General features: G+C 50.2%; 11 protein-coding genes. All 11 read left to right on the forward strand.

What is annotated here, in order from left to right:
- A partial coding sequence (locus tag UCI88_RS04445; protein ID WP_330024054.1) for a transposase occupies positions 1 to 511 on the forward strand: 511 nt, incomplete at its 5' end.
- A gap of 379 nt (positions 512 to 890) precedes the next feature.
- Positions 891 to 1520, forward strand: coding sequence for a DUF47 domain-containing protein (locus tag UCI88_RS04450; RefSeq protein WP_044505111.1), 630 nt, complete (start codon positions 891 to 893; stop codon positions 1518 to 1520).
- A complete protein-coding gene (locus tag UCI88_RS04455; RefSeq protein ID WP_044505110.1) occupies positions 1513 to 2502 on the forward strand; it encodes an inorganic phosphate transporter in 990 nt (329 codons plus the stop codon). Before UCI88_RS04450 ends, UCI88_RS04455 begins: the two co-directional genes overlap by 8 nt.
- A 252-nt stretch (positions 2503 to 2754) precedes the next feature.
- Complete coding sequence (locus UCI88_RS04460; RefSeq protein WP_044505109.1) at positions 2755 to 3231, forward strand: RrF2 family transcriptional regulator; 477 nt, start codon at positions 2755 to 2757, stop codon at positions 3229 to 3231.
- A gap of 165 nt (positions 3232 to 3396) precedes the next feature.
- Entirely contained in the window at positions 3397 to 4209 is an 813-nt protein-coding gene (gene cdaA / locus UCI88_RS04465; RefSeq protein WP_044505108.1) for a diadenylate cyclase CdaA, read from the forward strand.
- 1 nt (position 4210) lies between these two features.
- Positions 4211 to 5116: a CdaR family protein gene (locus UCI88_RS04470; RefSeq protein WP_044505107.1), complete on the forward strand. Its 906-nt coding sequence runs from the start codon at positions 4211 to 4213 to the stop codon at positions 5114 to 5116.
- 15 nt (positions 5117 to 5131) lie between these two features.
- A complete protein-coding gene (locus UCI88_RS04475; RefSeq protein ID WP_065360069.1) occupies positions 5132 to 6736 on the forward strand; it encodes an NAD(P)/FAD-dependent oxidoreductase in 1605 nt (534 codons plus the stop codon).
- Positions 6737 to 8092: a phosphoglucosamine mutase gene (gene glmM, locus UCI88_RS04480; RefSeq protein WP_044505105.1), complete on the forward strand. Its 1356-nt coding sequence runs from the start codon at positions 6737 to 6739 to the stop codon at positions 8090 to 8092.
- A 277-nt stretch (positions 8093 to 8369) separates the two neighbouring features.
- Positions 8370 to 10199, forward strand: a complete 1830-nt coding sequence (glmS, locus tag UCI88_RS04485; RefSeq protein ID WP_044505104.1) for a glutamine--fructose-6-phosphate transaminase (isomerizing) — start codon at positions 8370 to 8372, stop codon at positions 10197 to 10199.
- Between the two features lie 181 nt (positions 10200 to 10380).
- Complete coding sequence (pta, locus tag UCI88_RS04490) at positions 10381 to 12822, forward strand: phosphate acetyltransferase (RefSeq protein ID WP_330024059.1); 2442 nt, start codon at positions 10381 to 10383, stop codon at positions 12820 to 12822.
- A gap of 132 nt (positions 12823 to 12954) precedes the next feature.
- A complete protein-coding gene (locus UCI88_RS04495) occupies positions 12955 to 13965 on the forward strand; it encodes a phosphate acyltransferase (RefSeq protein WP_256179781.1) in 1011 nt (336 codons plus the stop codon).
- Positions 13966 to 14268 lie beyond the last annotated feature (303 nt).

Below are 14268 nucleotides of genomic sequence, written 5' to 3' on the forward strand. Positions count from 1 at the left end.
AATCAGACAGCAGCTCCAATCCAAAGGCACAAAATCTGCAAAGCGCAGACTCAAAGCCCTTTCCGGACGAGAGAACCGTTGGATGTCCGATGTAAATCATCGGATTTCTAAGACACTCGTTACGAAATACGGCAAAGATACGCTGTTTGTGCTGGAAGATTTAACGGGTGTCAGCTTTGAGGAAACAAATCTTTCCAAAACCGCTAAACAAAATTGCGACCTGAGAAGCTGGACTTTCTATCAGCTTGAGCAGTTTCTGACCTATAAGGCTCACGAAAATCGCTCGGAAGTATTGAAAGTCTTGGCAAAATACACTTCTCAGCGTTGCCCGAAGTGCGCTACTATCCATAAGGAAAACCGTAAGCCTCACCAACACCTGTATCGCTGCCAGTGCGGATACCAATCCAACGATGACCGTATCGGAGCTATGAATATCCAGCATCTTGGTACGATGTGGATTTTCGGAGAGAATCACCCTCGCTACGAGAGAAAAACGATTGCTTCGGAGTAAATCTCCTTTGCAAAACGGGCATCGTCAACTGCCTGATGATGTAGGCAGAATTAGGGAGATGTTGTCTTCAGCATCGCTACCACCTATGTTTCTCTGACTTACAAGCTCCCGCTTCTATAAGTGGGAGTCGTTGACTATAGTATAGCTCACAGCCGTTATAGGGGCAATTTAAAGTAATTTAACTTTGTCCGCTTGAATGATGACAGCATCTTTGTAATGCATAGATTGCACTTGCCTCGGTCAGAAAAAGGACTCCTTTTGTAGAATAAAGGCAGGCCATATGATATAATTTATTGTAAAGCCTTGTAAAGGTCATGAAAAAATCTCGTTAATTTTGAGAAGGCTTGTTTTTATCTATTCGATAAGGAGATCGATGATTATGGCATTCCACTTAAAGCCCAAGGAAGAAAAGTTTTTTTCGCTGTTGGACCAACATGCGGCACTAGGCCATGAGGCGGCTGAACTCTTGAGCCAGGCCATTAATGGTGAAATTTCGAAAGAAACGGCGTTGGAAAAAATTGATGCCTTGGCCGATCAGGCGGACGGGTTGGTCATGGAGACCATGAAGCGGCTGCAAAAGACATTCATTACTCCCATGGATCGGGAGGATATCCAGCAGATGATCGACCAGCTCGATGCGACGGTCGATAATATCAGTGAAATTATGGATAAGATGTGCATGTACCAGGTCGGAGAGGCAACAGACGGTGCCAAGGAAATGGCGACGATTGCGGCGAAGGCTATGAAGGAAATTCGCAAATCCATCGGGTATATGAAGGACCTCAAGAAAAATTATTTGAAGGTCGAAGCTAGGAGCAAGAAGGTCTTGAAACTGGAACAAGAATGCGATGATCTCTATCATGCAGAAATGGCCAGTCTGTTTAAAAACTGCAAGGATCCTGTCGAAATTATCAAGTGGAAAGAAATTCTTCAATCTGTTGAAGACGTAACCGATGAGTGCGAAGATCTTGTCGTTACCTTCAGAAGGGTCGTATTGAAATATGCCTGAGCATTGGTTAATTTGGGCCATCGTACTGTTGGCCGTTTTGTTTGATTACATTAATGGGTTTCACGATACGGCAAACGCCATCGCTACCAGCGTATCGACGCGGGCTATTTCCCCTCGCCATGCCATTATGATGGCCGCCTGCCTTAATTTTGCCGGTGCTATGATCAGTACCGGCGTCGCCAAGACGATTGGCGGCGATTTAGTTTTGAATCCGTCCGAAATCAGTTTGGACGTCATTGTAGCCGCCCTCATCGGTTCGATTATCTGGAATGTCCTTACTTGGTATTACCGCATACCGAGCAGTTCGTCCCATTCGCTGATCGGCGGCGTCATCGGCGCTGTCTGTATCAGTGTCGGCCCGGCAGCCCTCGATACGGGCGGCATTGGAAAAATTATTTTATCCTTGATTTTATCACCTGTCGTGGCCTTGGCTACGGGGTATTTTGTCATGATCGGCCTGTTGTGGGTCGTTCGCCGTTATTCGCCGTTGGCTTTGAATCGTCAATTCCGCAAGATGCAGCTCCTGTCGGCAAGTCTAATGGCCTTTTCTCATGGCTCGAACGACGCCCAGAAAGCCATGGGGATCATCGCCTTGGCCCTTTTGTCCGGCGGTTATATCGATACCATGGAAATTCCGGTATGGGTCAAGATTGCCTGTGCGACGTCCATGGCTCTCGGTACGTCAGCCGGCGGCTGGCGCATCATTTCGACGATGGGAACCAAGATTTTTAAAATGGAATCGATCAACGGCTTTGCTGCCGACCTTAATTCGTCGATTGTCATCTTTACGGCAACCTTTCTCCATCTTCCGGTCAGTACGACTCATGTCGTTTCCGGGTCCATCATGGGGATTGGCTCGGCCGAACGCGTTCGTGCCGTTCACTGGGGGGTAGCACGCAGTATGCTCATCGCCTGGGTCGTCACCATTCCTATCAGTGCGGCCATGTCAGCAATTATCTTTAAAATCATTCAGCTCCTTTGAGAGACCGGCGAAGGCTGGCCGAAAGGATGCGATAGTATATGGAAAGCTCTCTCTTCGGCAGGCAGGGGAAATTATAAAATCTTGTCCTGTCTCAGAGAGAGTTTTTTTTATCCTCTAAGGTGAAGCGTGACGTGGGTGCCGGTATTTTGATCCTCGAAATATGCTGCGGGAATGATGAATATGAAAACCAAAACTATACTTTTTTTGTCTTTTATTGTATAATAAGGATGAAAGATGTAAGGGGGTAGCATTATGAGATTGAATCAAGCTACGGACTATGCATTCCGCATGGTCCTTTATCTGTCAGGGCTCCCGGAAGGAACGAAAATTACCGGCGCAGCGCTGGCTGAAAAACAGAATATACCAGAACGTTTTTTGCTGAAAATCATGCGCAGCCTTACTAAGGCCGGCATCATGAAATCCTATCGCGGTGTGGAAGGCGGATTCGCCTTGCAGCGACTTCCCAAGGAAATCACGTTATTTGATGTCATCGAAGCCGTCGAAGGGCAGACGGAATTGCAGCGCTGCCTCAATGACATGGACTCGTGCAGTCGCGGCTGCAGCAATATGTGTTCCATTTATGCTGCCTTTGCCGATATTCAGCGTGATTTGGCGGCCAGATTGAAGTCCATTGATTTTGAAATGTTAGCCAAGCAGGAGGAAGAATTCCGCCTGGTACATCAAGGCATGACCAAGGAACAGGCAGTGGCTGTTCCCGGTGAAGAATAGAGTATAAGATTCAGCTCATGAAGGGCCGTCCCCGATAAGGACGGCTCAGATTTGGCTGTCAAGAGGGCGTTTACGGACAGCCCTTTTTTTTATGCTTAAAATATTGTAAAATAAAAGTACCTATTTTATTTTTATTGTCTTATATATAGCCTGGAGTGAAGCCCTATGTACTTACCTTTTCAAGGTTTTATCAGCAGTTTTCGATTGCTGGACATATTGGATATTTTACTCGTCGCCTTTGTGCTCTATAAGTTATTCATCCTGATCCGCAATACGCGGGCCGTCGCGCTTATTAAGGGCCTCTTGGTCCTGGGCGTCGTTACCTTAGTCAGTAGAGTCCTCGACCTGCACGTCATAAACTGGATGCTGCAGCAGGGGATGACCGTCATTCTTGTCGCCCTTCCCGTCGTATTCCAGCCCGAATTGCGCCGGGCTTTGGAACAGATCGGGCGGGGCCGTTTATTCCGGTCCGGCCAGGTCATCAGTATGGAAGAACTGGAACGGCTCATCGACGAAATCGTAGCTATCAGCGAGTCCTTATCAAAAACGCACACTGGGGCTCTTATCGTATTTGAACGCGAAGTCGGTCTTAATGACTATATTGACACCGGGGTTGCCATTGAAGGGCTCGTTTCACAAGAGCTCTTGGGCAATATTTTTATTCCTAATACGCCTCTTCACGACGGAGCTGTCATCATTCGGGAAAATCGCATTATGGCAGCCGGCTGCCTCCTTCCGCTGACCGCCGATCGGTCCTTGTCGACGGAATTGGGGACTCGCCACCGGGCGGCTATCGGCATCAGTGAACTGACCGATGCTGTCATTATCGTCGTCAGTGAAGAAACGGGATCCATTTCTTATACTTATGGCGGCCATATTTATCGCCATCTTGACGGCACCGCCCTGCGCAATGTCCTCAAGACATTTTTGACCCGGACACCTCAGGGCCTGGCGAATATCTTTAAATGGAGGCCCTAGTATGAACAAGATTGATAAAAATTGGCAGCTTAAAATCATCTGCTTTCTCCTGGCTATCGTCTTGTGGTTCGTCATCATCAACGAACAAAATCCGCTCAGTGAAGGGAGCTATACCGTTCCCATTACCGTGGAAAACCTCAATTCTCAATATATTACATCGAATGTACCCAAGACGGTTTATGTCCGCCTTTCGGGGCCGCGCAATACGATCATCAACGTAGGTCCTTCGGATATCAAGGCCTACATCGATTTGTCCGACGTCCAGGAAGGGACGGTCGACGTGCCGATTCACGTCGAAATACCGAGCGGGACGGAACTGAAAAAACAAAGCATGACGTCGACGAAGATAACCGTCGATGTCTATACGGTCAAAGAATTTAAACTGACGCCCCATATCGTCGGCAACTTAGATGAAAAAGACTTTATCAGTGAACTGAAAATCGTTCCGGAAAAGGTTGTCGTCAGTGGTGCCCGCCGCCTGATCCAAGAGGTCAGCCAGGCCGTCATCGAAGTGCCGGTCAACCAGCGCAACAGTGATTTTGCTTTGATGGCGCCAATTCACTTGTACAGCGAAGACGGATCGCCTGTCGAGGGACTTGAAATGACGCCGTGGCAGAGTAATGTCAAGGTTTCCATCGGTCATGACGCTATGTCCAAAAGCGTCCCCTTAAACGTAAATATAACCGGCCAGACGGCGAATAAAACGGTGACAATTCAGCCGACGAGCATTCAAATCAGGGGCTCTGCCGATACACTGCGCAGTATCAGTTCCATCGATTTGCCGGACATTAATGTTGAAAATATGAAGGAAGAAAAGTCTTGGAAGGTCATCATCCCGCCGGTAGACGGCATCAATATGTATCCTGATGAGATCGAAGCCGTCCTCCATATCCGAAATGATGAGTAGAAAAGGAGAAACTTTGTGCTTAGAGTATTGAATATTCGTACGGCTGTGCCCATGCAAAAGCCGTTGGAAGCGCTGATTGCTAAGAAACTTCGGTGCAGCCGCAGCGATATTTCCGGTATCTGCATTGTCCGCCGGGCCATCGATGCCCGACGGAAACCGCGAATCTATTTCGTGTTTACCGTTGACGTATCCTTTGTCGATGAAAAGAAGGTGTGGAAGCGCTGCCGTGATAATAAGGACGTGCGCCAAATCGCAGAAACGCCGGCGCCGGAAATCATCCCCGGCAGTGAATCATTGGCCAGCCGGCCTATCGTCATCGGCACGGGTCCGTCGGGACTGGCAGCTGCCTTGGCCCTGGCTGAACACGGTTATGCGCCACTGGTCTTTGAACGGGGCTGCGACGTAGATACCCGGGCCAAAGATGTGGAAACCTTTTGGCGCGGCGGCCCGTTTAAACCGGAATCGAATGTCCAGTTTGGAGAGGGCGGTGCCGGAACGTTTTCTGACGGCAAACTGACGACGCGCATCAATCACCCCATGCTGCGGCAGATTTTACAGACCTTCGTCGATGCCGGAGCTCCGGAAGAAATCCTGTATGCCTATAATCCCCATGTGGGAACGGATGTCCTGCGGCGAGTCGTCAAGAACCTGCGCCATATGATCGAAGCCAAAGGCGGAGAAGTCCACTTTTCGAGCTGTGTCACAGCCATTGACCGCGATGAAATGGGACGGGTCAAGTCGGTAACGATCAATGGGAAGGATACCTACCCGGCCAGCGTCGTCGTCATGGGCGTAGGGCACAGTGCCCGCGATACGTATTACATGCTCCATGACCGGGGCGTCGTATTGGAAAAGAAACCTTTTGCCGTCGGCGTGCGCATCGAACATTCGCAGGATGTCATCGACCGCGACCAATACGGCTGCCCGGCTGAAGAACTTGGTCTGGAACCGGCCGATTACGCCTTGGTCTACCACAGTCCCGACGGCCGGTCGTGCTATTCCTTCTGCATGTGTCCCGGCGGCGTCGTCGTCGGAGCGGCGTCAGAAGAAGGGCGGGTCGTCACCAACGGCATGAGTCTTTACAAGCGGGACAGCGGCATTGCCAACAGTGCCGTCGTGGTCAACGTTACGCCCGACGATATGGGCGGTGACGGGCCTTTGGCCGGCATCGAGTTTCAGCGCCGTTATGAAGAACTGGCCTATAAGGCCGGCGGGAGCAACTACCATGCACCGGCTCAGACTGTCGGCTCTTTCTTAAAACGGCCCGGTGCGGCGTCCGAGGGCGCTGTCCATACCTATCGTCCCGGCGTGACCTGGGCTGATTTGCACGACGTCCTGCCGGACTTTGTCACAGCGACACTGGCCGAAGCACTGCCGTATTTTGGCCGGCGCCTTCACGGTTTTGACGATGACGACGTAGTCATGACCGGCGTCGAAACGAGGACCAGTGCCCCCGTTCGTATCGTTCGCGGTGACGACCGTATGGCTCTCGATACAGCCGGACTCTATCCGGTCGGTGAAGGAGCCGGTTATGCAGGCGGCATTATGAGCGCCTTTTTGGACGGCTTGGAAACGGCTGTCGAAATCATTCGTAAATATCAACCTTTGGAGGTAAAGTAAATGGCTAGATTGTTTGGAACAGATGGAGTGCGAGGCGTTGCTAACGACACGTTGACCCCGGAATTGGCATATCATTTGGGCAGAGCCGCTGCCTATATCTTTGGGCAGAATAAAGAACACCCGACCTTCCTTATCGGAAGGGATACCCGCCGTTCCGGCACCATGCTGGCCGATATCTTGGCAGCCGGCATCGCATCGGCCGGTGGTGACTGCTATATGGCAGGCGTTATTCCGACTCCGGCCATTGCCTACCTGACAAGAACGCATCATATGGATGCCGGTGTTATGATTTCGGCGTCTCACAATCCGTTTGAATACAACGGGATAAAATTTTTCGATGGCTTCGGCTATAAATTGCCCGATGAAATGGAAGATAAAATCGAAGAGTATATGTTGAAGGATGAACGGGCCGGCCTCCAGAGTCGTCCGACAGGGGCTGCCATCGGTACGATTTCTGCTTGGACCGACTTGCAGCAGGAATATGCGGATTTTATTTGCAAATCGACGGATATCGACCTTTCCGGTCTTAAAGTCGTTCATGACGGGGCCAACGGTTCGGCTTCCCTCTTAGGGCCGGAAATCCTCGAACGGCTGGGGGCCGAAGTCATTGCCATCCATAATAAACCGAACGGCATCAACATCAATGAAAACTGTGGTTCTACCAACCTCGACAGTCTGAAAGAAACGGTCTTGAAATACGGTGCCGATATCGGCATTGCTAATGACGGGGACGCCGACCGCTGCCTGGCTGTCGACGAAAAGGGCCAGGATATGGACGGCGATCAGATCATGCTCCTTTGTGCCATGAAATTGAAGGCCGAAGGCCGACTCAAACAGGATACCGTCGTCGGTACGGTCATGAGTAATATCGGTTTCCATAAAGCCCTGAAGGAAATGGGCTGCAAGACGGAAATCACGGCTGTCGGTGACCGCTATGTCTTGGAAAAAATGAGAAAAGACGGATATTCTCTCGGTGGGGAACAGTCGGGCCATATCATTTTCCTCGATTACAACACGACCGGTGACGGCCTGCTTACGGCCGTGCAGCTGCTGAGCATCATGAAACAGCAGAATAAACCCTTATCTGAATTGGCAGCTCTCATGACTCGCTATCCTCAGATTTTGAAAAACGTTCGCGTTCAGACTAAGTCAGGCTGGGAAGACAACAACCTTATCATGGCCGCCATTTCTTCGGGCGAAGAAGAACTCGGCGATGAAGGCCGCATTCTTGTCCGTCCGTCAGGGACAGAACCCTTGATTCGTGTCATGGCAGAAGGACCGGACCTGGTACAATTGGAACGAATCGTCGATGATATCGCCGTTGTCGTCGAACATGAAATGGGGCCTTCTAAGTAGGTATTGACAAAATCTTGCAAATATATTAAAGTGTGGGAATGGAGTTCATTGAGCTCCATTCCTGTTTTTATATGCAGGCGTTTGGAAATCCTTAACGTTATAATGGATAGCGCTAGTACCTGAAGCGATTCAGGTAGACGAGGTAGAGAAGTATCGAATTGTCAGCGGATGTCTCTCGGCACACCTTCAGTCGTCATATGATGGAAAATTACAGTGGTAACATTGTCGACAACTTCATCATAAGAGGGAAAAAACTTTATATCAGGAGGATATAACTATGTGTGGTATTGTAGGTTACATCGGAGACAGGGAAGCGGCAGACTTTTTAATGGATGGTCTGGGCAAGCTGGAGTACCGCGGTTATGACTCGGCAGGCATTGCCGTCTATCATGACGGTGCTATTGCTATTCGCAAAAAAGCGGGTCGGCTGGCCAACTTGGCAGAAGAAGTCAAGAAACATCCCGTCGTCGGGACGTCCGGCATCGGTCACACCCGTTGGGCAACGCACGGCGGTCCGTCGGACATCAATGCCCATCCCCATTCGGATGAAAATGGCGATTTCGTCATCGTTCACAACGGGATCATTGAAAACTACATGGAATTGAAGGAAGGCCTGCTTAAAAAAGGGTACCACTTCCGTTCGGAAACGGATACGGAAGTCATTGCTCACCTTTGCAAAGACCTTTACGACGGTGATTTTACCCGTACGGTCCGCAAGGTTCTGACGCTCCTGCGCGGCTCCTATTCCTTGGTTTTCATGTGCAAATTTGAACCGGATAAAATCATTTGCACCAAAAAAGACAATCCGTTGATCGTCGGCTTGGGAGACGGGGAAAACTATATTGCCTCGGATATTCCGGCCATCCTCAGCTACACCCGTAAGACCTACATCATGAATGACGGCGAAATTGCCATCGTCATGAAGGACAAGGTTTGGGTGACCGATCTTGAAGGCAATCCGATTTCAAAGAAAGTCTTTGAAGTAAACTGGGATGCTGAAGCAGCTGAAAAAGGCGGCTTTGAACATTTCATGCTCAAAGAAATCTATGAACAGCCGAAGGCTATCAAGGATACGATGGGCCGCCGCATTGTAGATGGCGGAAAGCATGTTTCCTTTGACGAATTGAACTGGACGCCGGAAGATGTAAAATCTATCGACAAGATTTTGATCACGGCCTGCGGTACGGCATACCATGCAGGGCTCTTGGCCAAGTATTTTATCGAAAAATTGGCCCGCATTCCGGTTGAAGTCGATATCGCATCGGAATATCGCTATCGCGATCCCTTAACTGACAGCAAGACGCTGTGCATCGTCGTCAGCCAGTCCGGCGAAACCATCGACACCATGGCAGCTCTTAAAGAAGCGAAACGCCGCGGTGCCCGTTCGTTGGCGATTACCAATGTCGTCGGATCGTCCATTTCTCGTGAAGCCGACCAAGTTGCGTACACCCTGGCAGGCCCTGAAATCGCTGTCGCTTCGACGAAAGCTTACACGACACAGCTGGTAACCTTGCTCCTTTTGGCCCTTTACATGGGTCGATTGAACGGCAATTTGCCGGCTGACCGCGAAGCAAAAATCTTAGCTCACCTGGAAAAACTTCCGGATCAGTGCCAGCAGATCTTTGATCAGGTCGATACGATCAAAGGTTTGTGCAGTGCCTTCAAAGATAAGGAAGACGTCTTCTTCATCGGCCGTTCCATGGACTACGGTTTGGCCATGGAAGGTGCTTTGAAATTAAAAGAAATTTCTTATATCCATGCTGAATCCTATGCCGGCGGTGAATTGAAACACGGTACACTGTCGCTCATCGAAGCCGGTGTTCCCGTCATTGCCTTGGCGACACAGGTCGAAGTCAAAGGCAAGATGATCAGCAATATTAAGGAAGTCAAAGCCCGTGATGCCTTTGTTGTCGGCATCGCTCAGGACGACGACACAGAAGTCGTCCATACTGTCGATACCTTGATCAAGGTTCCTGCTTCGGATGACTTCGTCGTTTCCATCCTGGCTATCGTTCCCTTGCAGCTGCTGGCTTATTATATCGCTGTCAGCCGCGGCAACGACGTCGACAAACCGCGTAACCTGGCTAAGAGTGTTACCGTAGAATAATTACATAGCCCAGTCTGTATAGAGGAGCTGCCTTTCGGGGCGGCTCCTTTTTGTCGTGTCTCACCGCTTTTTAAACGCAGAATAAGGCCTTTCGTATCTGAAAACGGGCAGAATCCTTCTTTTTGTTCTATACTATACTTAGCAAATAGACCGTGTGTTGAAAGATGTGAGGTGTTGTCCTATGTCGCGCTTTATTAATAATTTGAAACGCCGCGTTGCCAAAGAACAAAAGAAGATCGTCCTGCCGGAATCGGAAAGCCGTAGGATTCTGCAGGCAGCAGAACGGGTCCAGGCCGAAGGCTTTGCCCGGCCGATTCTGATCGGACGACCGCAGAGCATCGTCGAAGTCGCTTCCGAGTATCAAATTGATATGGACGGCATCGAAATCATCGATCCGGAAACGTATCCCATGCTGGATACCTTTTGCGAATATTATGCAAAGCGGCGGGCGAAAAAGGGGATGACCGTTGCTGAGGCGCGGAAAGTCCTTTTGACGAATTATATTTTCTTTGCCGCTTGTCTCGTCGTCTTTGATATCGCCGACGGTATGGTCGCCGGTGCTGTCGCTACGTCATCAGAAGTCATTCGCGCAGCCTTGCAGGTCATCGGACCTCATCCGGGCCTGTCGACGGTGAGCAGCTCCTTCATCATGATTACCGATAAGCCTCAGTTTGGCGATGACGGCATCTTTGTCATCGGCGACTGTAGTGTCGTCATCGAACCGACGCCGCAGCAATTGGCTGATATTGCCGTCAGTTGTGTAGAACGGGCACGTCGGACGGCGCAAACCCTTGATCCGAAAGTGGCTTTTCTGTCGTATTCGACCATGGGCAGTGGTGCCGGCGAAGAAGTAGAACGCGTCCGTGAGGCCGTCCGTCTCTTGCGGGACCGCAACGTTGATTTTGAGTTTGACGGCGAGATGCAGGCCGATGCGGCTCTCGTACCGCGGATTGCCCGTCAGAAGGCGCCCGGTTCTCCCGTTGCCGGTCAAGCCAATGTCCTTGTATTTCCCAATCTCGTTTCGGGCAATATTTGTTATAAAGTTTTGGAACACCTGTCCGGTGCCACGGCGCTGGGGCCGCTCCTCCAAGGTCTTGCCAAGCCGGTCATGGATCTTTCCCGCGGTTGTACGGCTGAAGGCATTACGGATGTCATTGCTATCTGCTGCAGCGATGCCATTTACATGCAGGCTGAAAAGAAACGAGACATGGCCTTTACCAGCCGATTTGAACAACTCGACAGCCGAGTCGCCGTTGAAAACCGCAATATCTCGATTCAGTTTAATCCGGAAAAATGCCGAAACTGCACCCTCTGTCGCCGCCGCTGCGCTGAAGTCATGTCTATGACGGGGTATTACTCGTTAGAAAGTACGGGGGATATCCCTATCTGTGTCCACTGCGGCCAGTGCTCGCTGACCTGCATGTTCGGAGCGACGACGACCGTTTCTCAGCGGGCTGAGATTCAAAAAGCGATCGATGATCCGGACAAGGTCGTCGTATTTCAAACGTCGTCGGCCGTCGGCGTGGCCCTTGGCGATGCCTTCGGGAAAGACTTTGGCGACAATGTGGAAGGGAAAATAATAGCGGCCCTGCGCCGGCTCGGCGGAAATTACGTTTTTGACACTAACTTTGGGGCCGATTTGGCTATTATAGAAGAAGCATCGGAACTTCTGCATCGTATGGATCATAAGAAAGAACTGTTGCCGCAGTTCACCAGTGCGTGTCCGTCATGGGTCGAATTTACAGAAATCTTTTTCCCCGAGTTGATCCCTCACTTGTCGACGGGCCGGAGTCCGAGCAGTATGCTCAGCCCGATGATTAAAACGTATTTTGCCAAGCGCATGCACATTGATCCCTCCAAACTAGTCATTGTCTCGGTGACGCCATGTACGGCAAAGAAGGCGGAAATATCCAGACCGGAACAAAATGCTGCCGGCCGTTATTGGCAGCAGACGGACATGCGCGATACGGATTACTGTATTACGACGCGGGAGTTGGCCGGGTGGATTAAAGAAAAGAAAATCGACTTTGACAATCTTGAAAATGCTGCCTGCGATACGGTCTTTTGCGAATCGTCCGGCGGCGGGGAACTCTTTGGCAACAGCGGCGGATTGATGGAAGCGGTCCTTCGTACTCTCGTTTACTTGAAGACGAATAAACCGGCAGAGGATGATTTTCTCCGCTTTGAAGCCGTGCGCGGACTGGAAGGTGTCAAGGAAGCGGCCCTGACTCTTGATAACGACATCATCCGTGTCGTTGCCGTCAGCGGACTGGCCAATGCCCGTCGGTTCATCAATTTGATGGAAGAAAAGCATTCGTGGAAAAAATATGCCTTAATTGAAGTCATGGCCTGCCCCGGCGGCTGCATTGGCGGGGGCGGTCAGCCACGGACTCCGTTGCCTCTTGAAATTCCGGCTAAGCGTGCCCGCATTGAAGCGCTCTATCAGCTGGATGCCAAAAAGCCGATTCGGGCCAGCTGGGAAAATAAGGAACTACAGACATTATATGCGAAATTCTTGGGAGAGCCCGGCAGCGATTTGTCCGAAGCGCTGCTTCACACGCAGTACATCAATAAACATTACCTTCTGGGAAAGGAAGACAAGGTTCAGCCCGTTCTCAAATAAACGTAAGGCTATCCCGTGAAGTCCATACAGCCCTCTCCGCTATCGGAAAGGGCTGTATGGGCTTTCGTTCTTGCTTTCTGTGGCATCTCTTCTTATAATTAAATCAATACACTTGATGCGGAAGGGATATGTATGAATCGGTATATGACGTCTTTGAAGCGGCGGGCAGCTTCAAAACCACAAAAAATCGTTCTGCCTGAAAGCGGCGACCTTCGTATGCTGCAGGCTGCTGATCGGATTTTGGCAGACGGATTGGCCGTTCCGGTATTGATTGGAAAACGACAGGATATCCAGGAATTGGCCTTTCGATATCAATTGGACTTAGAGGGGGCTGAATTGATATATCCGAAAGAACATACGCATTTCGAAAGTTTTGCGAAAAAATATGCCCGGATGCGGCGAGCATCCGGAATGACCATGGAAGAAAGCCGGCGCTTTTTACGGACGCCCCTCTATTTTGGCGCCTTTATGGTTGCTTCCGGCGAGGCGGCCGGCATGGTTGCCGGATTGGAAACGCCGGCGCCGGACGTGCTTCATGCGGCTTTGCAAATTATCGGTCCCCGCAAGGGAATCGATACGGTCAGCAGTTCTTTTATTCTTCTGACGGACATGCTGCAGTTTGGTCATGATGGTGTTTTAGTTGCCGGAGATGGTGACGTCATCCCGACACCGGATGAATACCAACTGGCAGACATTGCCTGCAGCTGTGTGGACCGGGCACGTCGGACACTGAAGATTGATTCACCTAAGGTAGCCCTCTTATCGTATTCGACGATGGGGAGCGAACGGGGCCGCGGCGCCGATACGGTGCGCAAAGCCGTTCAGATTTTAAGTGACCGCAACGTCGATTTCCTTTTTGACGGTGAAATGGAAGTAGATATCGCGCTGATTCCGTCCTATGCCAAAGCGTGGGCACCGCGTTCTCCCGTAGCCGGTAAGGCCGATGTCCTCGTCTTTCCCGACTTAAATACGGGAAATATTTGCTGTAAGATGTTGGAACACGTTGCCGGCGTGACCGTTTTGGGACCTCTTCTGCAAGGGTTAGCCAAACCGGTCATGGATCTGTCACGGGCCTCGACGGTAGAAACCATCGTCAACACCATAACCGTTTGCTGCTGCGATGCCTTGGATGAAACGGTATAGGCTATTTTAAAAAATAGTGTACAAAATAAGGCGATCTATCTTGACAACCTATATATACCATAGTATACTTAAGAAGTTGTGAGGGAAAATCCTTCCATACCGGCTGAGATAACAGCCGATTCTTTTGAAAGTTCTTCAAAAGAATGCTTGACAAGCTCCTTTGAGTTTGGTAAGATAAACAAGTCGTCGCTACGGCGACACGATGACCTTTGAAAACTGAACAATGATTGAATGAACGCCAGTAAATAAATCTTTAGATTTGTTTATACCGAGTTTTACTCGGGAGTGCAGGTCATTTTCGTA

This window comes from Megasphaera massiliensis, from assembly GCF_036305205.1.
Lineage (GTDB): Bacteria > Bacillota > Negativicutes > Veillonellales > Megasphaeraceae > Megasphaera > Megasphaera massiliensis.

Coding starts and splice junctions, on each gene's coding strand:
- UCI88_RS04450 (WP_044505111.1), top strand. CDS start 891: ATGGCATTCCACTTAAAGCCCAAGGAAGAAAAGTTTTTTTCGCTGTTG.
- UCI88_RS04455 (WP_044505110.1), top strand. CDS start 1,513: ATGCCTGAGCATTGGTTAATTTGGGCCATCGTACTGTTGGCCGTTTTG.
- UCI88_RS04460 (WP_044505109.1), top strand. CDS start 2,755: ATGAGATTGAATCAAGCTACGGACTATGCATTCCGCATGGTCCTTTAT.
- cdaA (WP_044505108.1), top strand. CDS start 3,397: ATGTACTTACCTTTTCAAGGTTTTATCAGCAGTTTTCGATTGCTGGAC.
- UCI88_RS04470 (WP_044505107.1), top strand. CDS start 4,211: ATGAACAAGATTGATAAAAATTGGCAGCTTAAAATCATCTGCTTTCTC.
- glmM (WP_044505105.1), top strand. CDS start 6,737: ATGGCTAGATTGTTTGGAACAGATGGAGTGCGAGGCGTTGCTAACGAC.
- glmS (WP_044505104.1), top strand. CDS start 8,370: ATGTGTGGTATTGTAGGTTACATCGGAGACAGGGAAGCGGCAGACTTT.
- pta (WP_330024059.1), top strand. CDS start 10,381: ATGTCGCGCTTTATTAATAATTTGAAACGCCGCGTTGCCAAAGAACAA.
- UCI88_RS04495 (WP_256179781.1), top strand. CDS start 12,955: ATGAATCGGTATATGACGTCTTTGAAGCGGCGGGCAGCTTCAAAACCA.